This window comes from Aeromonas jandaei (assembly GCF_037890695.1).
GTDB lineage: Bacteria > Pseudomonadota > Gammaproteobacteria > Enterobacterales > Aeromonadaceae > Aeromonas > Aeromonas jandaei.
The window spans coordinates 2,335,850-2,358,556 of record NZ_CP149571.1 but is presented as its reverse complement, the minus strand read 5'-3'; the positions used below and the strand labels follow the sequence as shown (position 1 = coordinate 2,358,556).

18 protein-coding genes and 1 pseudogene are annotated in these 22,707 nt (G+C 61.7%); 8 read left to right on the top strand and 11 right to left on the bottom strand.

The features are described 5' to 3' along the window. Positions 1-14: 14 nt before the first annotated feature. The 6 genes and pseudogenes from WE862_RS11350 (at position 15) to WE862_RS11325 (ending at position 6,868) form a co-directional block, all read left to right on the top strand. A complete protein-coding gene (locus tag WE862_RS11350) occupies positions 15-1,436 on the top strand; it encodes a carbon starvation CstA family protein (protein WP_041208399.1) in 1,422 nt (473 codons plus the stop codon). 211 nt (positions 1,437-1,647) lie between these two features. Beyond that, a complete protein-coding gene (locus WE862_RS11345; protein WP_042032410.1) occupies positions 1,648-1,986 on the top strand; it encodes a DUF3302 domain-containing protein in 339 nt (112 codons plus the stop codon). A gap of 3 nt (positions 1,987-1,989) precedes the next feature. After that, positions 1,990-3,027, top strand: coding sequence for an HlyD family secretion protein (locus WE862_RS11340; RefSeq protein ID WP_042032409.1), 1,038 nt, complete (start codon positions 1,990-1,992; stop codon positions 3,025-3,027). Positions 3,028-3,130: 103 nt separating this feature from the next. After that, the gene (locus WE862_RS11335; protein ID WP_042032433.1) at positions 3,131-4,891 is read left to right on the top strand and encodes a DEAD/DEAH box helicase; all 1,761 of its coding nucleotides are present in this window, start codon (positions 3,131-3,133) and stop codon (positions 4,889-4,891) included. Between the two features lie 132 nt (positions 4,892-5,023). Beyond that, positions 5,024-6,462 (top strand): annotated as a pseudogene (gene dacB / locus WE862_RS11330) (D-alanyl-D-alanine carboxypeptidase/D-alanyl-D-alanine endopeptidase). Positions 6,463-6,601: 139 nt separating this feature from the next. Then, the gene (locus tag WE862_RS11325; RefSeq protein WP_033113477.1) at positions 6,602-6,868 is read left to right on the top strand and encodes a GrxA family glutaredoxin; all 267 of its coding nucleotides are present in this window, start codon (positions 6,602-6,604) and stop codon (positions 6,866-6,868) included. A 75-nt stretch (positions 6,869-6,943) separates the two neighbouring features. Here the strand turns inward: WE862_RS11325 and WE862_RS11320 are convergent, their stop codons facing one another. Further along, a complete protein-coding gene (locus tag WE862_RS11320; protein ID WP_042032407.1) occupies positions 6,944-7,789 on the bottom strand; it encodes an endonuclease/exonuclease/phosphatase family protein in 846 nt (281 codons plus the stop codon). A 105-nt stretch (positions 7,790-7,894) separates the two neighbouring features. Between WE862_RS11320 and WE862_RS11315 the strand changes: the two genes are divergently transcribed. Then, on the top strand, positions 7,895-8,119 hold the full coding sequence (locus tag WE862_RS11315; protein ID WP_005337874.1) for a hypothetical protein: 225 nt from the start codon (positions 7,895-7,897) through the stop codon (positions 8,117-8,119). Here the strand turns inward: WE862_RS11315 and yciA are convergent, their stop codons facing one another. The 5 genes from yciA to WE862_RS11290 all read right to left on the bottom strand — a co-directional run bounded on the left by yciA (position 8,120) and on the right by WE862_RS11290 (position 15,377). Beyond that, the gene (gene yciA / locus WE862_RS11310) at positions 8,120-8,524 is read right to left on the bottom strand and encodes an acyl-CoA thioester hydrolase YciA (RefSeq protein ID WP_033113469.1); all 405 of its coding nucleotides are present in this window, start codon (positions 8,522-8,524) and stop codon (positions 8,120-8,122) included. A gap of 59 nt (positions 8,525-8,583) precedes the next feature. Further along, positions 8,584-9,402, bottom strand: coding sequence for an SDR family oxidoreductase (locus WE862_RS11305; protein WP_042032405.1), 819 nt, complete (start codon positions 9,400-9,402; stop codon positions 8,584-8,586). Positions 9,403-9,583: 181 nt separating this feature from the next. Beyond that, positions 9,584-9,943 (bottom strand): hypothetical protein, encoded by a 360-nt coding sequence (locus WE862_RS11300; protein WP_156128786.1) that lies wholly within the window; start codon positions 9,941-9,943, stop codon positions 9,584-9,586. A gap of 215 nt (positions 9,944-10,158) precedes the next feature. Then, on the bottom strand, positions 10,159-13,734 hold the full coding sequence (nifJ, locus tag WE862_RS11295) for a pyruvate:ferredoxin (flavodoxin) oxidoreductase (protein ID WP_042032403.1): 3,576 nt from the start codon (positions 13,732-13,734) through the stop codon (positions 10,159-10,161). Further along, the gene (locus tag WE862_RS11290) at positions 13,731-15,377 is read right to left on the bottom strand and encodes an NAD(P)-binding protein (RefSeq protein ID WP_042032402.1); all 1,647 of its coding nucleotides are present in this window, start codon (positions 15,375-15,377) and stop codon (positions 13,731-13,733) included. Before WE862_RS11290 ends, nifJ begins: the two co-directional genes overlap by 4 nt. Positions 15,378-15,805: 428 nt before the next feature. On the opposite strand from WE862_RS11290, the gene WE862_RS11285 reads away from it, so the two are divergent. Next, positions 15,806-17,608 carry an MOSC N-terminal beta barrel domain-containing protein gene (locus tag WE862_RS11285; RefSeq protein ID WP_042032401.1) on the top strand — a complete coding sequence of 601 codons (1,803 nt, stop codon included), beginning with the start codon at positions 15,806-15,808 and terminating at the stop codon, positions 17,606-17,608. An 80-nt stretch (positions 17,609-17,688) separates the two neighbouring features. Here WE862_RS11285 and htpX read toward each other — a convergent pair whose 3' ends face one another. The 5 genes from htpX to bioB form a co-directional block, all read right to left on the bottom strand. Beyond that, positions 17,689-18,561 carry a protease HtpX gene (htpX, locus tag WE862_RS11280; protein ID WP_041208392.1) on the bottom strand — a complete coding sequence of 291 codons (873 nt, stop codon included), beginning with the start codon at positions 18,559-18,561 and terminating at the stop codon, positions 17,689-17,691. 111 nt (positions 18,562-18,672) lie between these two features. Continuing rightward, positions 18,673-19,353 (bottom strand): dethiobiotin synthase, encoded by a 681-nt coding sequence (gene bioD / locus WE862_RS11275; RefSeq protein WP_198493555.1) that lies wholly within the window; start codon positions 19,351-19,353, stop codon positions 18,673-18,675. 59 nt (positions 19,354-19,412) lie between these two features. After that, positions 19,413-20,228 carry a malonyl-ACP O-methyltransferase BioC gene (gene bioC / locus WE862_RS11270; RefSeq protein WP_042032540.1) on the bottom strand — a complete coding sequence of 272 codons (816 nt, stop codon included), beginning with the start codon at positions 20,226-20,228 and terminating at the stop codon, positions 19,413-19,415. After that, entirely contained in the window at positions 20,221-21,417 is a 1,197-nt protein-coding gene (bioF, locus tag WE862_RS11265; RefSeq protein ID WP_042032538.1) for an 8-amino-7-oxononanoate synthase, read from the bottom strand. The genes bioC and bioF overlap by 8 nt, the downstream gene beginning before the upstream one ends. After that, entirely contained in the window at positions 21,414-22,502 is a 1,089-nt protein-coding gene (gene bioB, locus WE862_RS11260; protein WP_339058617.1) for a biotin synthase BioB, read from the bottom strand. The genes bioF and bioB overlap by 4 nt, the downstream gene beginning before the upstream one ends. Positions 22,503-22,707: the final 205 nt, after the last annotated feature.

Here is a 22,707-nt window from a genome sequence, read left to right as displayed (position 1 = left end):
GCAGGAGCGTAGCAATGATCTGGTTCTTCCTCTGTGTCGGCTTACTTGTGGCCGGCTATTTCATTTATGGCAAGTTCATCGAACGGATATTCGGCCCGAAACCGGAGCTGAAAACCCCCGCCATCACCATGGCTGACGGGGTGGACTATGTCCCCATGTCGGACAAGAAAGTCTATCTGGTTCAACTGCTCAACATCGCCGGCGTCGGCCCCATCTTCGGCCCCATTCTGGGTGCCCTCTATGGCCCGGTCGCCATGCTCTGGATCGTCTTCGGCTGCATCTTCGCCGGCGCGGTTCACGACTACTTCTCCGGCATGCTGTCGGTACGCGCCAGAGGTGCCTCGGTACCGACCGTAGTCGGTGAGCATCTGGGCAATGCCGCCAAACACTTCATGAACCTGTTCGCCGTGGTGCTGCTGATGCTGGTGGGCGTGGTGTTCGTGCTGAGCCCGGCAGGGCTGCTCGCCAACCTCACCTCCACCGATCTGGTCTACTGGATCATGGCGATTTTTGCCTACTACATCCTCGCGACCATAGTCCCCATCGACAAGATCATCGGCCGTTTCTACCCCATCTTCGGCGCCCTGCTGGTCTTCATGTCGGTCGGCCTTATCATCGGCCTGATTGTCTCCGGCAAAGGTTTCTACAACACCGGGATGGACTTCTCCAACCTGCACCCGACCGAGCTGCCGCTCTGGCCGCTGCTGTTCATCACTATCGCCTGTGGCGCGGTATCCGGCTTCCACGCCACCCAGTCACCGCTGATGGCGCGCTGCATGCAGAACGAGAAGTCCGGCCGTTTCATCTTCTACGGCGCCATGATCGGTGAAGGGATCATCGCCCTTATCTGGTGCACCCTGGGTCTCTCCTTCTACGACAGCACCGAAGCGCTCAACGCCACCATGGCCAACGGTGGCCCTGCTGCCGTAGTGCACGAAGTCTCCACGAGCCTGCTCGGCACCGTGGGCGGCATTCTGGCCATTCTCGGTGTGGTGATCCTGCCTATCACCTCGGGCGACACCGCGTTTCGCAGTGCCCGCCTCATCGTGGCGGACTTCCTGAAGCTGACCCAGAAACCGATGGCCAAGCGTCTGCTGATCGCCATCCCCATGTTCATCCTTGGTTTCATCATCTCCAAGGCCGAGTTCGGGGTGATCTGGCGCTACTTCGGCTGGGCCAACCAGACCACCGCCGTCATCATGCTGTGGGCTGCGGCCGCCTTTCTCATCAAAGAGGGCAAGCTGCACTGGGTCTGCACCATCCCGGCCATGTTCATGACCGCCGTGGTGTTTACCTACCTGGCCAACGCCCCCATCGGGTTCGGGCTGGAGATGGGGATCTCGACCATCATAGGTCTCGCCGCCACCACCGTGATTACCGTGGCCTTCCTGGTGAAATTCCGCCAACCGCTGGTCAGCAACCCCAGCGAAGGGTGATGCCGGTATCCGGTTGTAAAAAAAGGGGCCAGCAGGCCCCTTTTACATTGACAAAAAAGCCAATAAAACAACCCGAAATCTCCTTAAGCTCCTATACAGCAGAGCCCCTTTAGATTCCGTGCGGCCTGACGATAAATATGTGATTCTTAATTGCTTTCCCGAATATATGAATCAATGATAAAGCTGTGCTTGAAGCCAGTGGAGGTTATACATGTTCCTTGATTACTTTGCCCTTGGCCTGCTCGTCTTTGTCGCGCTGGTCATCTTCTACGGAATCATCGTGATCCACGATATTCCGTACGAAATTGCCAAACATCGGAATCACCCTCATCAGGATGCCATCCATGTTGCCGGCTGGGTCAGCCTGTTTACGCTGCACGTGTTGTGGCCTTTCCTCTGGATCTGGGCAACCCTCTACCGCCCGGATCGCGGCTGGGGCTTTAACCAGCGCCTGCAAAAAGATGAAGATGATATCGCAGCCCTCAGAGAGGAGCTGGCCGAGCTGAAAGGCCGTCTCAACCATATCGAACAGCAAGAGCAACAGGGATAAATCATGGACCTGCTACTGATCCTGACCTACACGGCACTCTGCGTGGCCATCTTCAAAATCTTCCGGATCCCGCTCAACAAGTGGACTGTTCCCACCGCAGCGCTGGGTGGCGTCGTGCTCATCGGCACCCTCATCATGCTGATGAACTACAACCACCCCTACTCCGAGATGGCGCGCAACTACTACCTCTCCACCCCCATTGTGCCGCTGGTCAAAGGCCGGGTGGTCGAGGTGCCGGTACAAGCCAACCAGCCGGTGAAAAAGGGTGACGTGCTGTTTCGCCTTGATGACGAGCCTTTCAAGCTGAAGGTGGAAAGTCTGACTGCACGGCTCAATGCCAACAAGGATCAACTCAAGTCGATCGATGCCAGACTGCGCTCCGCCAAGCTGGATCGGGATCGCGCCAGCGACCTGATGCGCCGTGGCGTCGGCAAGCAGCGCGACCTCGACGTGACTCAGGCGAGCGTGGACGAGATCGCCGCCCAGATGGATCAGCAACGCGCCACGCTGGAAGACTTGCAAGCCCAGCTCGATGAAGCCAAATACCAGCTGGCCCAGACCGTGGTCTATGCCCCGAGCGATGGCCATGTGGTGCAGCTTGCCCTGCGCCCCGGCATGATCGCCACCCCCTTCATGTATCGTCCGGTGATGACCTTCATCCACAAGGATGAGACCGCCTATGTCGGCTGGTTCTGGCAGAACAGCATGCAGCGTCTGGCGGTGGGTGATGAAGCCGAAGTGGTGATCGACGGCATCCCCGGCAAGATCTTCAAGGGCAAGGTGACTGCCGTGATCCCGGCCATCGCCGCCGGCAACGTGCAGGCCAACGCCATGCTGCTGGATCAGACCAGCGCTATCCGCCCGGGTCGCATGCCGGTACTCATCTCCATCACCGACCCCGAGTGGGCCAAGTATCAGGTGATTGCCGGAGCCAGCGGCCAGGCCGCCGTCTATACCGAGTACTTCCAGCACGTCTCGGTGATGCGCAAGGTACTGCTGCGCATGGCAAGCTGGATGAACTACCTCTTCCCCTTCCACTAAGCACACATGTATTCAACGGGCCGGCATCATGCCGGCCCGCTGTTTTTGTGGCGGCAAGATCCCTATAATGGCGCCATCCTGCCAAGCCCCGCGCCAAACCTGCATGTTCGTTCTCAGACCCTATCAAACCGACGCCGTCAACGCCGTCATCAGCCACTTTCGCAAACACCCGGATCCTGCCGTGGTCGTGCTGCCCACCGGGGCTGGCAAGAGTCTGGTAATCGCCGAGCTGGCCCGCAAGGCGCGCGGTCGGGTGCTGGTGCTGGCCCACGTCAAGGAGCTGGTGGAGCAGAACCACGCCAAGTACGAGGCGTGGGGGCTCAAGGCCGACATCTTCGCCGCCGGCCTCGCCCGAAAGGAGGCGAGCGCCCAGGTGGTGTTTGGCTCGGTGCAGTCGGTAGCACGCAATCTGGATGCCTTCGACGGGGCGTTTTCGCTGCTCATCATCGACGAGTGCCACCGGGTCTCGCTCGATGACGACAGCCAGTACCATCAGGTGATCGACCATCTCAAGGCCGCCAATCCCGCCCTCAAGATCCTCGGCCTCACCGCCACCCCCTATCGCCTCGGGCTGGGCTGGATCTACCGGCGCCACTACCACGGCATGGTCAAAAGCCACGGCGAGCGGCTGTTCGGCGACTGCGTGTTCGAGCTGCCGCTGCGCTTTATGGTCAAAAACGGCTACCTGACGCCGCCGCGCATGGTGGATGCCCCCATCGTTCACTACGACTTCAGCAAGCTGGTGCCGCGGGAGAATGGCCTGTTCAGCGAGGCGGATCTCAACGGCGAGCTCAAGCGGCAGGAGCGGGTTACACCCCATATCCTGAGCCAGGTGCTGGAGTATGCCGCCGACCGGCAGGGGGTGATGATCTTCGCCGCCACCGTCGAACACGCCCGTGAAATCCACGGCCTGCTTGGTGCCAGAGGGGAGCAGGCAGCCCTTATTACCGGCGAAACACCGGGGCCGGAGCGCGATGCCCTCATCAACGCCTTCAAGGCACGCGAGCTCAAGTTTCTGGTCAACGTGGCGGTGCTCACCACCGGCTTCGACGCCCCTCATGTCGATCTTATCGTGATGCTCAGACCCACCGAGTCGGTCTCGCTCTATCAGCAGATCGTCGGGCGGGGCCTGCGCCTCTCGCCGGGCAAGGAGGATTGTCTGGTGCTCGACTACGCCGGCAACAACTTCAACCTGTTTGCCCCCGAAGTGGGGGAACCTCGCCCCCATGCCGGTACCGAGCCGGTGCAGGTGCCCTGCCCCGCCTGCGGCTTTGCCAACACCTTCTGGGGCAAGACCGACGAGGATGGCAAGGTGATCGAGCACTATGGCCGCCGCTGTCAGGGACTGTTTGAAGATGACGAGGGCAATCGCGAGGAGTGCGACTACCGCTTTCGCGCCAAGATCTGCCCCGCTTGCGGCGCCGAAAACGACATCGCAGCCCGCCGCTGCCAGAGCTGCGATCAGCTGCTGGTCGACCCTGACGACAAGCTCAAAGAGGCGCTCAATCTCAAGGATTGCATGGTGATCCGCTGTGCCGGGCTGACCCTCACCGCAGGGCGCGGCAAACAGGGGGAGCGGCTGGAGGTGACCTACCACGATGAGGATGGTCTCACCCTCAATGAGTACTTCGGATTTCACTCCGAGGGCGCGCGGCGCTTGTTTCAACAGCACTTTGTGCGTCATCATTGGCCCGCCCCGGGTCTGGAGCCCGAATTTGCCACCCTGGCGAGCGTGCTGGCGGCAGAAAGCCAGTTTCGCCATCCCGATTTCGTCATCGCCCGCAAATCGGGGCGCTTCTGGCAGATAAAAGAGAAGATTTTTGATTATGAGGGTCGCTATCGCACCGCCAACTCGCTGGCGTGATGGCCAGTGGCGACCGGCATAAATCGTATGAATTGCTTTGCCACGGCCGATCCTGCATCGGCAGGTGAAACAAGGTTGAATTATCAGGGTCAGTGCTATCGGTCTGGCCCCTTCGTCACGTTAGAGGATGTTATGCAGCGGCTGTTGATTGGTTTTTGTGCTCTTTTCTCTCTGGCGGCTCATGCCGCCCCGCTGACGCCCCCTCAGGGTGGCCAGTACGCCATCATAGTGCAGGGTAACAATGGCGTTGAGTTTGCCCGTCATGCGGATCAGATGATCGCCCCCGCCTCCACCATGAAGGTGCTCACCGCGCTGGCGGCCCGCCTTGAGCTGGGTGCCGACTTCCGCTTTGCCACCGACATTCAGGCCCAGCCCGGCGCCAAGCAGGGCAACGTCATCAATGGCGATATCTGGATCAACTTCGTCGGCGACCCCACCCTGTCACGGATGGATCTGCTGGCCCTGTTCAAGCAACTCGGCGTCAACCAGATCAAGGGCAACGTCTACGTCAACACCGGCGCCTACAACGGCTACGAGCGTGGCAACGGCTGGTCGTGGGGGGATCAGACCCTCTGCTTCGCCGCTCCCGTCTCCTCGGTCATCATCGACAAGAACTGCGCCTACGGCACCATTACCGCCACCCAGATCGGCAAACCGGCGGTCGGCAACGTGGCCACCGGCGTGCCCATCGGCATCGGTGCCGACAACGTGGAAGTGATGAGCTACGCCGACATGGCACGCCAGTTCTGCGCACTGGAAGTGGACATGGCCAAGGGCAACTTCTACGAGCTCAAGGGCTGCATCACCCCGAACAAGGATCCGCAGGGTCTGCGCTTCGCCATCCACGACGTGGAGGCCTGGGGCTGGGACAACATTCGCTGGGCGATCGGCACCGTGCCGGTATCAAGCATGACGGCCTGCTGCGGGTTACCCACAAGGCACCGGACAACGCCGAGACGCTGGGCACCCACTACTCGGTCTCCCTGCCGGTGATGCTGGCCAAGATGCTGAAGAAATCGGACAACCTCTATGCCGATACCTTCCTCAAGACCGTGGGCCGCCACTACTACAACAAGCCGGGCAGCTATCGCAGCGGTACCATGGCGGTGCGCGCCATCCTGACCAAGAACGGCATCGATCTGGGCAACGCCACCCTGGCTGACGGCTCCGGCCTCTCCGCTCACAATCTCATCAGCGCCCGCCAGATGCTGTCGGTGCTGAACTTCATCCAGAAAAATGATGCGGAGCTTGGCCTGATCAAGCTGCTGCCAAGCTCGCAGGTAGATGGCACTCTGGCGTGGCGGCGCAGCGTCACCGCCCCCATGATGAAGAACAAGGTGCATGCCAAGACCGGCACCATCACCGGCACCTCCAACCTGGTGGGCTTTATCGATACCGCCGGTGGCCAGCGCAAGGCGTTCGTGATGTTCCAGCGCGGCCTGTCGCAAGACCCGGCGACCCACGATCGCTACCGTGCCAGCAAGGCCCCCTGGCCCTGGACCGTGTTCGAGAAGGGGGTGCTGGAGAGCATCTACCAGCAGCAGCCGATCCAGATTGCCGACGAGAACTGAGGCAATAGAGCCGCTCGAATCACGGTATCGACAATTTCAACTTTAAGTCGTGACGAGGGGGGGATATGCTGTCCCCTGCCTCTTATCAATGGCCTGACCTGACGGTTTCACATAACGGCCTCACCAACGGAGAGAAAAGATGTTTGCAGTGATTTTTGGTCGCCCCGGCTGCCCCTATTGCGTTCGTGCCAAGCAGATTGCCGAGCAGCTGGTTGAACAGCGCGATGATTTCAAATTCCGCTACGTCGATATCCACGCCGAAGGCATCACCAAAGAAGATCTGGCCAAGAGCGCCGGCAAGCCGGTCAACACAGTGCCGCAGATCTTCCTGGACGAGCAGCACATCGGTGGCTGCACCGATTTCGAAGCCTACGCCAAAGAGCATCTGGGCCTCTATCAGCAGTAATGCCTCTGTCGCTGGCAACAGCGCAAAAAAATCCGGCGCCATTGGCGCCGGATTTTTTATGGGGCAATCACCGGTTTACGGCGTCAGCGACTGGGCAGCAAAGCGCGCAATGATGGGGTTGTGATCGGAGCTGTCGGTCGCCGGTGAACTCACCTCGACCAGATCCAGATTGCGGTAGTAGAGGTGATCCAGCGGGCGACCGAAAGCGGTACGGCGCAAGTCAGGCACCGGCACGGCCTCCTGCAGACCCAGCTCTTCAACCAGCTTGCTCAGCCAGAACTGGCGTTTGTCGCTCCAGGTGTTGAAATCACCGGCCAGGATCACCGGCCCCTGATGGCGGCGCACCAGCGCGGTCAAATCATTGAGCTGCTCGCGGAAGGTGGCCATCCCCAGTTCGAAGTTGACCGCATGGAGGTTGATCACCAGCACGCCGTCAGGATCGCCCTGCAACGGATAGAGGCTTACCAGCCCGGATTTGGGGATGCGCAGCAAGGGTTCGGGGGAGCGCACGCCACAGACGAACGCCTGCGGGGTCTTGGCCACCGTCATCACCCCGAACGACACGCCGCCCTGGGTGAAGGCCTGCAGCTGTTGCCACTGGAAATCACCGGCGCGCAGCCAGTCGAGCATCTCGGGACGGGTGGCCGACTCTTGCAGCAGCACCAGATCCTGCCCCTTGGCGTAGCTGTCCATCCCCTCGCGCCAGTTCTTGCGCTGTCCCTTGTAGAGGTTCCAGACCGTGATGCCGAATTCACGGGGCAGCGCCGTGGTCGCCAGCGCCACCAGCGGCGGACGCTGGCAGTCGATACCCGGCACAATCCCATCGGCCGTGACCAGATGGTTCTGATCCGGCACCTCGAAACAGCCTACCAACCCTAGGGTCAGCAGGGAGGTGCCAAGAATGCGATAACTATTTTTCATCGGCTAAACCGCCCGCCTTTGCTTTGTATCTTGACCATCACAAACGTCATCAACGCCGACTAAGCTGATAGTCCCTGTTCCACTCAACCAGAAGGACGCTGTCTCATGGCGAAAGAACTTCGGTACAACGTGACGTTTTATGATCAACAAGGAAACTGTCATCAAGTGGAGCTGGCCACCGTCTACCAGATCAGACGTGACCCGCAGTGCGATCTCTGTCTGTTCGACACCCTTCAGTATGTAGGGTCAGAGGAGATGCTGGAACGCATGATACGGCAAAAAACCGGGCTTGAGCAGGAAATATCCATCATCAACGCCCGGCTTATTTGATCAGGCACTCACCGGAACCGGGCGGGATTTGCCGTGTTCGTCGATGGCGACATAGGTGAAGATCCCCTCGGTCACACAGTAACGCTGGGCGTCGTTTTCGCGCAGTACCGGCTTGACCCACACCTCCAGCTTGAGCTTCATGGAGCTGCGGCCGATCTTCATGCAGCGGCCGTAGCAGCAGACCACATCGCCCACCTTGACCGGACTGTGAAACGTCATGCCTTCGACGGATACGGTACAAATACGTCCTTTTGCCAGCTCCTTGGCCATAATGCCCCCACCTATATCCATCTGGGACATGATCCAGCCACCAAAGATGTCGCCATTGGGGTTGGTATCGGCTGGCATTGCCAGGGTTCTCAGCAACAACTCCCCATCGGGGTGACGTTTTGTATCTACCATCATTACCGCCTCTCTCTCATGGATGGCGGCATGATAGGGGGCGATCACCCCCTTGGCAAACCTCAATTGCCCGAGGCGGCGAGCTCGGCAAACCAGTGGGCCGGATCGGGCCAGCGATAGTTGAATCCCATCTGCTGACAAATCAGCTGACCGTCGATGGGCTGAAATTCACCGGCAGGCTCGATAAAGACCGGCACGGGCAGCCCCTGCTGGCGCGCCGCAAAGGGGTAGAACTGCTCACGTCGCGGATGCACCGGCGCACTCAGGTTGAAGACATCCCCGTCCTTGCCCCGCTCCAGCAGCAAGATGCAGGCCGCCACCACATCGTCCAGATGGACCAGATTGACCGACTGGGCGCCGCCATCCAGGGTCTTGCCCGCCAGGAAACGGCCGGGATGGCGATCCGGGCCATAAAGGCCGGAGGGGCGCACTATCATCACCACCTCGAAACCGGCCGCCAGCACCGCCTGCTCCGCCGCCAGCATCCGCTCGCCACGGGCATGGCGGGGTTTGGGCTGTTCACCCTCCTGCTGCCCCGCTCCCCATACCGAGGTGGCGCTGACAAACAGTACCCGCCGGGTACCACTCGCTTTGGCAAGCGCGCAGGCTTTTGCCACCGCCTGCGGATAGTCATCGGTCTTGCTGGGCGGTACGCAGATAACCAACGATTCGCAGGGGATGGGCCACGCATCCGACATATGGGCAGAGATCGTCAGCGGATGAGCAGCGATCCCCTCCCCCTGCAGACGGGCCGCCTTCTCGGCGCTACTGACCGTCACCGACACCTGCTTGCCTGCCGCCTGCAGGGCCCGCGCCAGCGGCAGCCCGAGCCACCCCGCCCCCAGAATGCCGATCGTCCCGGCGAAATGTTGCTCTGTCATCGTCCCTTCTCCTGCTTGACGCTATTTGCCCCGCAGCTTACCTGCCTTGGTCGGAAAAGGAAGCCTTGGCCAACTCTCCTACAGCCTACAGATAGACAAATGCCGCCAAGATGGCGGCATTTGTCTATCTGGTTCTGTGTCAGCTTCGTCAGCTTCTTATAAAGCCTTTTCTATAGCTCTTTCACCTTGCACGCTTGCTCTGAGCATCAGCAAAAAGGTAGCCACCAGAATCTCTGCTGATGGTTATGAATTCATCTTCATGTTCCCCGTCAAAAAAGGTGCATTCATACGAGGCGGATCGTTCTGCTTCAATTCTTATGCCCGTTACAGTTGCTGGGACTGCACTTCCAATGCTCATCGCAGCAAGTTCTTCCACTCTGGAAATATCAGACTCTAGCTCAGGAAGAATCGCCTCTGCATTACGCAAACAAGCTAAACGGTCTCTGCCTGAAGGGTACTCGACCCAAACAAGCAATCTCCCGATTTGAAATTCGTCACACTCTGGATATGACCCCAAGAGACTTAAAAGGCGATTAGTCATAAGCACCTAACAAATTTGTTCTGTGAAGTGAACCACTCTAACACAGACGTATTTATGAAAAACTTTCAATGCCTTAGTGCCATTCACCTTAAAATACGACCTCGATTAGAGTCGGAAATATGGATGCTTTTACTCTATAACGAGCCCGTCCCTACCCAAATGACTAAAAAGCGGGCCAGTGGCCCGCTTCGTTTTATGCCGAGTTAACCCCATCCTCACACCGGCGGATGGAACTGGCTGGCCTCGCGGGTGGCCATCTCCTCGTAGGTGGCCCACTTCTGCCACGCCACTTTTTGCGCCACCTGCATCAGCCGCTCGGCCTCCTCCGGATGGCTCTGGGCCAGCACCCGATAACGGGTCTCCTCCTGCCGATATTCAGCAAGGGGAATGGAGGGGCGCAGGCTGTCGAGGCTGAAGGGGTTCTGCCCCGCACTGCGCAATACCGGGTTGTAGCGCATCAGCGGCCAGTGACCGGAGGCCACCGCGCGTTTTTGCTGGGTCAGGCCAAACTCCATATCGATACCGTGGGCGATACAGTGGCTGTAGGCGATGATAAGCGACGGGCCCGGATAGGCCTCCGCCTCACGCAAGGCCTGCAGCGCCTGCTGCGGGTTGGCACCAAAGGCGATGCGGGCAACATAGACGTTGCCGTAGGAGATGGCCTGCAACGCCACATCCTTCTTGGCCAGCGTCTTGCCCCCCGCCGCGAACTTGGCGACGGCACCGAGCGGGGTCGATTTCGACATCTGCCCACCGGTGTTGGAGTAGACCTCGGTATCCATCACCAACACGTTCACATCGCGGCCGGAGGCGAGCACATGGTCGAGCCCCGATGAGCCGATGTCATAGGCCCAGCCATCGCCGCCGATGATCCAGACCGAGCGGCGCACCAGCTGATCGATAAGTGACAGCAGCTCGCGGGCCTTGCCGGATTTCACCTCTTCCAATCGCTCCCGCACTTGCGCCACCCGGGTGCGCTGGGCGCGGATCTCCGACTCCAGCCGCTGCGGGGCGCTGATCAGGGTATCGACCAGCTCGGCGCCCAGCTCCCCTTTCATCGCTTCAAGGGCCGCCACCGCCTGACCGTGATGCTGATCGGCGGTGAGACGGAAGCCAAAGCCAAACTCGGCGTTGTCCTCAAACAGGGAGTTCGACCAGGCCGGCCCCTTCCCTTCGCCGTTCTTGGCCCACGGGGTAGTCGGCAGGTTGCCGCCATAGATGGAGGAGCAACCGGTGGCGTTGGCCACCAGCATGCGATCGCCAAACAGCTGGGTCAGCAGCTTGAGATAGGGGGTCTCGCCACAACCGGCGCAGGCACCGGAGAACTCGAACAGGGGTTCGAGGAACTGGGTGCCACGCACGGTGGAGAAATCCACCCGCTCGCGGGCAGGCCAGGGCAGGCTTTCGAACCAGCGCAGCGCCTGCTTCTGACCAGCCAGATGGGGGGCCTTGTCCATCATGGTGATGGCGCGCTCGCCCTCGTGTTCCTCATCCGCCCCGACCCGCACCGGACAGGCCTGCACGCACTGGCCACAGCCGGTGCAATCTTCCGGATAGAGTTGCAAGGTGTAGCGACTGTCGGGGAAGCCCTTGGCTGTGACGGGCACCGACTGCGCCGCCTCGGGGGCAGTCGCCAGCCAGTCCTGATGGTAGAACTTGGCCCGCAGCGCCGCGTGGGGGCAGACAAAGACGCAGTTGCCGCATTGGATGCAGATATCCGAATGCCAAATCGGGATCTCGCGGGCGATATCGCGCTTCTCGAAGCGGCTGGTGGCAGTGGGGTAAGTGCCATCCACCGGCAACATGGAGACTGGGATCAAATCGCCGCGCCCCGCCAGCATCTCGCCGGTGACCCGCTGGACAAACTCGCTGCCACCCGGTGCCAGCGGCAGCGGATAGTCGCTGATCTGCTCCTCACCGGCCGGGATCGCCACCTGATGGAGATGAGCCAGGGTGTCATCCACCGCCGCGAAGTTGCGCTCGACCACTTCTGGCCCCTTGCGGGCATAGCTCTTCTCGATGCTCTCCTTGATCAGCGCAATCGCCTCGTCCCGCGGCAAGATACCGGCCAGGGCGAAGAAGCAGGTCTGCATGATGGTGTTGATGCGATTGCCCATGCCGTTGCGCTCGGCGACCCGATCGCCGTCGATGCAGTAGAGCTGGATGTTGAGGGCGCGAATGCGGGCACGCAGCCGCTCGGGCAGCTCGGCCCAGACCCGGTCAGGCTCATAGGGAGCATTAAGCAGCAGGGTCGCACCTTCGGCGGCGTGCTCCAGCAGATCGACCGACTCGACAAAGCCCCACTGGTGGCAGCCGATAAAGCTCGCCTGTTCGATAAGCCAGGGGGCGTCGATGGGCTCGGGGCCAAAGCGCAGGTGGGAGACGGTACGCGAGCCCGACTTCTTGGAGTCGTAAACGAAGTAGCCCTGGGCGTGGAAGCCCTCCAGCTCGCCGATGATCTTGATGCTGTTCTTGTTGGCGCCCACGGTGCCGTCGGCGCCAAGGCCGAAGAAGAGTGCCCGCACCCGGCTGGCAGGCTCCAGATCACCGATGGGGTGCCAGGCCAGACTGAGGCCCGACACGTCATCCACTATCCCCACGGTAAAGCGCGGGCGCGGCGCATCGGATGCCAGCTCCTCGAATACCGCCGCGCACATGGCGGGGGTGAACTCTTTGGAAGAGAGGCCATAGCGACCGCCGCTAAGCCACGGCAGCCGCTTGATAAGGCCGCGCTGCAAGCCATCGATAAGGGCGCTCTGCACATCCAGCAGCAGTGGCTCACCACCCGCCCCCGGCTCCTTGGTGCGATCGAGCACCGCCATGCGCCGCACGCTCTGCGGTAGCGCATCGAGCAGCGCCTGTACCGGGAAGGGGCGATAGAGGCGAATGACCAGCACCCCGGTCTTGCGATCCTGCCGGTTGAGCCAATCCACGGTGGTGCGGGCGGTGGCCGCCCCCGAGCCCATCAGCACGATGACGTCGGTGGCATCGGGCGCGCCGTGATACTCCACCAGCCGGTAGTGACGACCGGTCAGCTCGCCGAGGTTGTCCATGCACTGCTGCACCCGCGCCGGTACCGCCTCGTAGAAGGGGTTGACGCTCTCGCGGGACTGGAAATAGGTATCCGGGTTCTGGGCGGTGCCGCGCATCACCGGATGATCCGGGTTGAGGGCCCGCGCACGGTGGGCGCGTACCCAGTCGTTGTCGATAAGGGCGCGAATTTCATCTTTGTGCAGTGCGACTATCTTGTTCACCTCGTGGGAGGTACGGAACCCGTCAAAGAAGTGGATAAAGGGCACCCGGCACTGCAGGGTGACGCTGTGGGCGACCAAAGCCAGGTCCTGCGCCTCCTGCACCGAGCCGGAGGCGAGCATGGCAAAGCCGGTGCTGCGCGCCGCCATCACATCCTGATGGTCGCCAAAAATTGACAGCCCCTGCGCCGCCAGCGAACGGGCCGCCACATGGAACACCGCCGAGGTCAATTCACCTGCGATCTTGTACATGTTGGGCAGCATCAGCATCAGCCCCTGACTGGCGGTGAAGGTGGTGGCGAGCGCCCCCGCCTGCAGGGCGCCGTGTACCGTGCCAGCCGCCCCCCCTTCGCTCTGCATCTCCACCACCGTGGGGATGTTGCCCCACAGGTTGGTCTGCCCTTCTGCCGCCCAGGCATCGGCCAGTTCGGCCATGGTCGAGCTCGGAGTGATGGGGTAGATGGCACACACTTCGCTCAGCTGGTACGCCACCCGGGCCGCGGCTTCGTTGCCGTCAACCATGATCAGTTCATGTTTCATTGGGACTCCTCCGGTTGGCGCAGCTCGATGGCGTGGCAGGGACACTGGTCGTGGCAGGCACCGCAGCCGGTGCAGCGCTCGGCATCTACCTGATACCCCAGACCAGGCCCCAGCTTGGCGATGGCCTGCTCGGGGCAGCTGCCATAGCAGCCGTCGCACTCAAAGCAGTTGCCGCAGGAGTAGCAGCGCGCCGCCTCGTAGCGGGCGGCCACCTCATCCAGCCCGCCGATGATCTCGCCAAAGTCGTCCCGCGCCGAGGGAGGTTTGACCGGCTGGCTGCTGGCCGGGGCGTGGGTCTGGAACCAGAGCTGCAACTGCTCCGGCCCCACCAGCGGGTAGGAGAGCGGTTTGTGATAGTGGCGACCGCGCAGCCAGGCATCCATGTGGCGCGCAGCCTTCTTGCCGTGGCCGGTGGCGATGGTGACGGTGCGCTCGGAGGGCACCATATCGCCGCCTGCAAACAGACCCGGCACATCCGTCATCAGGTTTTCGCCAACCTGCACCACCCCCTCCTTGTTGACCCGCACGCCGGGGATGCTTTCCAGCACGCTCAAATCAACTTCCTGACCGAGCGCCAGGATCAGGGAGTCCGCTTCAAGGGTTTCAAACTTGCCGGTGGGCACCGGTTTGCCCTCGGCATCCAGCGCCATCACCTCCACTTCGATATTGGTGTTATCGAGCTGGCGGATGGTGCGCAGCCAGTTGATCTTGATCCCCTCCTCCTCGGCCTCGTCGGCCTCGAAGGCGTGGGCGGGCATATGGTCCCGGTCGCGGCGGTAGATGATCATCGCCTCTTCCACACCGAGGCGGCGGGCGGTACGGGCCGCGTCCATGGCGGTGTTGCCGCCGCCGTAGATGGCTACCCGCCGTCCCAGTTTTGGCGGCGGCAATCCTTTCTCTTCGGCAAGACTGGCCTGTTCGAGGAAACTCACCGCATCGAGGATCTTGCCCGCCTCCCGGGCCGGAATATCGACCCGCTTGGCCAGATGGGCGCCGATGGCCATAAAGACGGCGTCAAAGCCCCCCTCGTCGCGCTCGCGCAGCACATCCTCCACCTTGTGATTAAGAGTGAGGGTCACCCCGGCCGCCACGATGCGGGCCACCTCCCGATCCAGCACATCGCGGGGCAGACGGTAAGCGGGAATACCAAAGCGCAGCATGCCGCCCGCCAGCGGTCCCGCTTCGCGGATCTCCACCTGATGGCCAAGCCGGTTGAGGTGCCAGGCGCAGGAGAGACCTGAGGGGCCGGCGCCGATCACCAGCACCTTCTTGCCGCTGGCAGGGGCAGGTGGCGCGGGCTGCCAACCGCGGGCCAGCGCTTCGTCGCCGAGGAAGCGTTCGATGGCATGGATAGAGACGGATTCATCCACCTGCCCGCGGTTGCAGGCGCTCTCGCAGGGGTGATAGCAGACCCGGCCATGAATGGCGGGCAAGGGGTTCTCTTCGATCAGGGTCTGCCAGGCCGCTTCAAAGCGACCGGCCTGCGCCAAAGAGAGCCAGGCCTGGATATTTTCTCCGGCCGGGCATGCGTGATTGCAGGGTGGCAGGGCCGGCCGCCAGACGGGTAGCCGGGTACGCACCGGGCCTGTTCCCGTTTTCAGGGAGAGATCCGGCAATGGGGTCATGTCCAGTTGTTTGCTCATACATTGCTTTCTTCTTTTTGTGTGACAGGCCCCACCCGATGGCGCTTGATACCGTTTAGCCGAGGCGGACGGTGGCCGGATGAGGAAGAAGCGAAAGCGTTAGAAACTGGGAACTGAGTCGATAATGGCGTCTTTTTTGTACTGATTAGCGAATCAGGATCAAAAAATGTTGCATTTAATGGGTGGTTTTAAACAGAACGTGACCGGGATAACATCTTTCCCGCTTGACTCCACTCCTTATCTCGCCAAGGTTGTGGCCAAGCGGGCAAAAACCGGATAGCCCGGTTGCCCCTCTGCGATTTTTTGCAAAAAAAACTGCATCTATCGAACCCGCATCTCTGCGCCCCGCAAAGAGATTGCCCCTCGCAGTGGGAACCGTTATGTTCCCCTTTTTCCAGGCGAAAGCGCCGCTTCACAAGGATACGAAGATGCCAAGGCTAGACAGCATTCACCTCTACCCCATCAAATCGACCGCCGGCATGCCTCAGACACGCGCCCGGGTCACTCAGGAGGGACTCGCAGGGGATCGCCGCTACATGGTGGTCAATCCTGATGGCACCTTCATCACCGCCCGTACCCACCCCCAATTGCAGCAGGTGGTTGCAACTCCAGTTGCAGGCGGCCTGCAACTGAACTATCCGGGGTTCGAGCCTCTCTCCCTGCAAGAGTCCGACTTCAGCCGTGCCCCTCAAGCGACAGGGGTCTGGGGCGACCGCTTCACCGCCCTGCATACCACCCCCATCGCCGACAGCTGGCTGAGCCGGGTCGCTGGCGAACCGGTAGCGCTGCTTTGGCTCGGCACAGAATCCGACCGCTTTCGCGAGAAGACCGGCACCCGGGTCAGCTTTGCCGACGGTTATCCCCTGCTGCTGATAAGTCAGGCCTCCCTTGAGGATCTCAATCTGCGCTCCGATGCGCTGCACCAGATGAGCCAGTTTCGCACCAATCTGGTGGCGAGCGGCACTCGCCCCTTCGAGGAGGACAGCTGGGTGCGCATCCGCATCGGCGAGGTGGAGTTTCAGGTCGCCAAGCCCTGCAGCCGCTGCATTATGACCACAGTGGAAGCGGGCACCGATCGCTTCAATGCCCTCAAAGAGCCGCTGGCGACCCTCACCCGTTACCGCCGCGGCGAGGATGGCGAGGTCTACTTCGGCCAGAACCTGGTGGCCCTCAACGAGGGCTGGATTGAAGCGGGTAGCGAGATCGAGGTACTGGAGCGCAAGCGCCCTGCCCCCTACCCTGACGGCGCACCGAAAAAGCGCGAGCTGATCTGCGTGGCCCGCGAACCGCTGGCGCGGGATCTGGAGACCTTCTGGTTCGAGGCGGCCGATGGCGAGCCACTGCCCGACTACCTGCCGGGCCAGCATCTGCCCATCAGCCTCGATATCAAACACGAGCGGGTTCAGCGCCGCTATACCCTGAGCTCTACGCCGGATCGGCCGGAGCGCTACAGCATCAGCGTCAAGAAGGTAGGGGGTGGTCGCATCTCCCACTGGCTGCACCAGCAGATGCAGGTGGGCAACACCCTGCTGGCCGCAGTGCCGGCTGGCGAGTTTCACCTTGGTGCCGAGCGCTCGCTTCTGCTGCTCTCGGCAGGCTCCGGCGTCACCCCCATGCTGGCGATGGCCCGTACTCTGGCCTTGCGCGGCGAGCTTGGCGATGTCCACTTTATGCACCTGTGCCGCAGCGAGGCGGATATTCCGGCAGCCAGCGAGCTGCACGCCATGGCGCAGCAGGGGATGACCCTCACCATTATCCTGAGCCAGCCGGACAGTCACTGGCAGGGGCAGCAAGGGCGGCTCGGCGATGAGCATCTCGCACTGGTCAAAGGGTTGGCCGGACGGGAGGTGTTTATCTGCGGCCCCCACGGTTTTATGGCCGATGCAGCGGCAAAAGTGGCAGCGCGCGGCGTACCTGCCACACGCATCAGACAGGAGAGCTTTGGCGGCGCCATTCTCTCGGTTGCCCGCGCTCATCAGCCAGTGCAACTGCGCATCGGTGAGCGGGAGTTTGCCGGCAACAATCAGGGCACCATCCTCGATCAGGCCAGCAAGCAGGGGGTAGATCTCCCCTGGAGCTGCCGCGCCGGCATCTGCGGCAGCTGCAAGCAGACGCTGGTATCTGGCGAGGTGGATCACCCCGACGCCCCCGCCATCAGCGCCGCCGAGCGGGCCGAGGGCAAGATCCTCACCTGCTGCGCAGTGCCGCTGACCAACCTCGTCATCAAATAAGGTGATCGAGCCGCGATAACGCGCGGACAATAAAAAACGGCTGCCGAGGCAGCCGTTTTGCTTGGTAAAAACAGGCGAGATTAACCGCGCAGGGCGGCGATCCGCTGCTCGATGGGCGGGTGGCTCATGAACAGCTCGCTCATGGAGCGCTTGCCGTTGATGCCAAAGGCCATCATGGAGCCTTCCAGCTGCGGCTCGGCACCGCGGGAGAGGCGCTCAAGGGCGGCAATCATCTTGTCGCGACCGGCCAGCTTGGCGGCACCGGCATCGGCGCGGAACTCACGCTGACGGCTGAACCACATGACGATGATGGAGGCGAGTACGCCAAACACCATCTCCAGCACGAACACGGTGATCATGTAGGCAAAACCGCCGGTGCTGCTGCTCTCTTCATCGTTGTTGGAGCTGAAAAAGTTGCTGATGACCCCAGCCACGATGCGGGCGAAGAACATCACGAAGGTGTTCACCACACCCTGGATCAGGGTCAGGGTCACCATGTCGCCGTTGGCCACGTGGCTCACCTCGTGGGCCAGCACCGCTTCCGCCTCGTCGCGGCTCATGCTGTAGAGCAGGCCGGAGGAGACAGCCACCAGCGAATCATCGCGGCGAGCACCGGTAGCAAACGCGTTCATCTCGGGAGAGTCGTAGATCCCCACTTCCGGCATCTGGATCCCGGCTTCACGGGCCTGACGGGCCACAGTGCTCACCAGCCAGTGCTCGGTCTCGTTGCGGGGCTGCTCGATCACCTGGACGCCATAGCTGCGCTTGGCCATCCACTTGGACATCAGCAAGGAGATAAAGGAACCGCCAAAACCGAACACGGCACAGAAGACCAACAGGCCGGAAATACTGGACTTGTTGATACCCAGAACCGAGAACAGGATATTGAGTACCACCCCCAGCACCAGCATGACGGCCAGGTTGGTCACCAGGAATAGTATTATTCGCTTCATATTGACTCCTTGTGAGAATAACGGACATGGCCGGGGTTCATTGAACCTCCCTATCACCATGTTATGGATGGCATTTTAGGGAGATTCGATGAATGTTCGCTGAATATGCCGTCACAGCAGTGGCGAGATATCGAGGCGGCCCTGCAGGTTAGCTTCAAACGGATTGTTTATAAAGGGAATTTCCCCCAGAAACGGCGCTGGCAACAAGCCCCTGAGGGTGTCCAGATTTTCCTGATAGTGGCTCATCGAGCTGTGCAGCCGATTAATAACCCAACCTGCGACCGGCAGCTGATCGTTGCGAATGGCGGCGAAGGTGAGCAGCGCATGGTTGAGGCAGCCAAGCTTGGCCCCCACCACCAGAATCACCGGCATGTTCTCCTGCTTCACCCAGTCTGACAGCAGGTGCTTGCGATCCAGCGGCAGATACCAGCCCCCCGCCCCCTCGACGATGGCAAGCTCGGCCCCCGCCTGTTCAATCTTGCGCAACCCCTCGCTCAGCCCCTGCAGACTGATGGGCTGGCGCGCCTCGCTGGCCGCGATGTGCGGCGCAATCGGCGGCTCGTAGGCATAGGGGTTGACCGCCTCGTAGGGCAGCGGCAGGCTCGCCGCCTCCTGCAACAGGACGGCATCGAGGTTGCGCAGCCCCTCGGGCGTGCGGGCACATCCGGCCGAGACCGGCTTGTAACCCGCACACTTGATTCCCTGTGCGCTGAATTCCCGCAGCAGGGTGCGCGCTACCAGCGTCTTGCCTGCGTCCGTGTCGGTGCCGGTGATAAAGAATGACTTCATAATGCTCTCTCCTTGGCAGGAGAGGGCCCAACGCGCCCCTCCCCCTCATAACTCTGGCTGGTTCAGCAAGGTTTGCCGAGCCGGCCCAGACAGACCCGGTAACTGGCCACCAGCTGGCCATCGGGCTGACGAAATGCTTCATACGCCTGAGCCAGCCGCTGCAATCTGGCGCGACCGCTCAGTCCGGCCGGTGCACTGCGGGCACACTCATCATTGATCTGATTTGCCCCGATCCCCTTGAGATCGCGCAACAACTGCGGCAATTCAAGATAGGCAAGATCCCAGTTTCTGCACTCAAGCCCCGGGGTAATGGCGCCCGCCGATAACAACGCCTGCTCCAATTGTGGCAGGCCAAGGAAGCGGTTGACATGGGCTCGGCCATCTACTTGCTGCCAGGCTGCGCGCAGTTGCCAGAGCGATTCATCGAGCAGGGTGGAGAAGAAGATCTGGCCACCGGGTTTGACCACCCGCAGCAGCTCGGCGAAAGCCTGCGCCGGTCGCTCGCACCACTGCAGCGCCAGACTGGAAAATACCCAGTCAAAAGCGTTGTCGGCAAAGGGGAGCTGTTCGGCATCGCCGCACACCAGTCGGGCGCCGCTGCCGCGCAGGGCCGCCTGCTCCAGCATGCCGGGGGCGAGATCCAGCCCGGTCAGCCCGGCGCAGCGGGTGGCAAGATGAGGCAGGAAGAAGCCGGTGCCGCAGCCCAAATCGAGCCCGCAGCCCCGACGCTCCTCACGTACACCGGCCGCGCTCATCAGCTCGAGCAGCGCCAGCCCCACTTCCTGCTGAAAGCGGGCATGGGCGTCGTAGTGACGAGCCGCCGCCCCGAAACGACGAGCGAGCTGCGCCTTGTCCACCGTTTGAAAACGCTCAGCCATGGCAAGCCTCCCCAACCGTTGTTGCAGCAGGGCTGGCACCCAAGGCATCGAGCAGGCGATCCACATCCTGTTCGCGGTGAGCTGCACTCAGAGTAATGCGCAGCCGGGCCGTACCGACCGGCACGGTGGGCGGGCGGATGGCGCCAACCCAGACACCGCGATCCCGCAGTCGCTCGGCCAGTTGCAAAGCAGCAGAGCTCTCCCCCACCAGCAGCGGCTGGATGGGGGTACTGCTGACCCCGAGTTGCCAACCCAACGCCTCTGCCCCTTGTCGGAAACGGGCGATGAGCTTACCAAGATGGGCGCGGGCCTCATCGGCGGCGCGTACCAATTCGATACTCTTGCTGACCGCACAAGCCTGCGCCGCCGGCATATGGGTGCTGTAGACATAGTGGCGGGCAAAGTTGACCAGATACTCCACCAGCTCGCGGCTGCCGCCGACAAAGGCACCGGCGACGCCAAGCGCCTTGCCAAAGGTGCCCATCTGGATGTGTACACTGGCCGGGTTCACCCCCTGCGCCGCCAGCGTGCCGCGCCCCTCGGGCCCCAGCACGCCGAGACCATGGGCATCGTCGATCATCAGCCAGTTGCCGCTCCGGGCTGCCAATGCCGCGAGTTCACCCCAGGGGGCCTGATCACCATCCATGCTGAACACCCCTTCCGAAACAATCAGTCCGCGATTTGGCTCAAGCTGCCGTTCAAGGGCCGCCATATCGTTGTGGGCAAAGCGCTTCATCTTGCAGGGGAGCTGGCTGCCCATCTCCTGCAGGGAGGCGTGGTTGAGTTTGTCCTGCCACAGCAGGTGTTCCTTGCCAAGCAGCGCTTTGAGCACCGCCTGATTGGCTGAAAAACCGCAGTTGAAGAGCAGCACCGCCTCCACCCCCAACCACTCGGCCAGGGTCTCCTCAAGCTCTTGGTGGGCACGGCTGTACCCGGTCACCAGCGGCGAGGCGCCGGAGCCCGCGCCATAGCGCTCAATCCCCGCTTTGAAGGCGGTCTTGATGGCAGAGTGATCCGCCAGCCCCAGATAGTCGTTGGCGGAAACGTTGAGGTAGTCGTGCCCCGCCACCCTGAGCCGTCCGCCACTCGCGCCATCGGTCACGACGCGGCTGCGTAGCAGGCCGGCCTGCTCGCGCTCGACCAGCGCCGCGCCCAACCCAAAGGGGCCCGTTACTGCAGGGCCGTTCATGGCTGCGCGGCCCCGGCTCGGGGGCGGGTGGCGTCATAAAAGAGATCGCTTGGTTCGCTCTGGCGGCTCATCTCGGCCAGCAACTCCTCTTCTTGGGCCTGATCCGGCTTCTGGGCCCGCTGGGCGGGACGAATGCCGAGCCGCTTGAACAGCTGCATATCGCTGTTTTCGTCCGGGTTGGGGGTGGTCAGCAGCTTGCAGCCATAGAAGATGGAGTTGGCCCCAGCCATAAAGCACATGGCCTGCATCTGCTCGTTCATCTTCTCTCGCCCGGCGGAGAGGCGTACATGGGAGGCTGGCATCATGATCCGCGCCACGGCGATGGTGCGGATAAATTCGAACGGATCGAGGTTCTCCTGATCCTCCAGCGGCGTCCCCTTTACCTTGACCAGCATGTTGATGGGCACACTTTCGGGGTGGCGCGGCAGGTTGGCGAGCGCCATCAAGAGGCCCGCCCGATCTTTCGCCTGCTCGCCCATGCCGACGATGCCGCCGGAGCAGACCTTCATGCCGGCACTGCGTACATGTTCCAGCGTATCGAGCCGATCCTGATAGGTACGGGTGGAGATGATCTCGCCGTAAAACTCCGGCGAGGTGTCGAGGTTGTGGTTGTAGTAATCGAGCCCCGCAGCCCCCAGACGCGCCGCCTGATCGGCGGTGAGCATCCCGAGCGTCATGCAGGTCTCCATGCCGAGCCCGCGCACCTCCTCGATCATCCGGATGATGTAGGGCATGTCCTTCTCTTTGGGGTTACGCCAGGCGGCCCCCATGCAGAAACGGGACGAGCCGTTGGCCTTGGCTTCGCGGGCCCGCTCCAGCACCTTCTCCACCTCCATCAGCCGTTCGGCCTCAAGGCCAGTGTGATAACGGGCGCTCTGGGGGCAGTATTTGCAATCCTCCGGGCAGGCACCGGTCTTGATGGAGAGCAAGGTGCTCACCTGCACTTCGTTCGGGTCAAAGTGGGCGCGGTGGACACTCTGGGCCTGAAACAGCAGATCGTTGAATGGCAGGGCAAACAGGGCCTGAACCTCGGCGAGCGTCCAGTCATGACGAAGGGCGTGACCGCCCGTAGTGAGAGCATTCATACATGGCTTCCGGTTGTTATTGGTGGGATCCTGCGCCCGCCATCCTTGCAAAAGGTCTTTGCAAGAGCGTGAGCGCAAAACCCGCTGCCGAGCTCGTGCGAATAGTGATCTGCGCAGAGCCAAGTGGCTGAAATTGTTGGCTAGTGTAGAGAGCCCGCGTAGACTGTCAACACCGACCAGATCAAACCAATTGACAACAGAACAA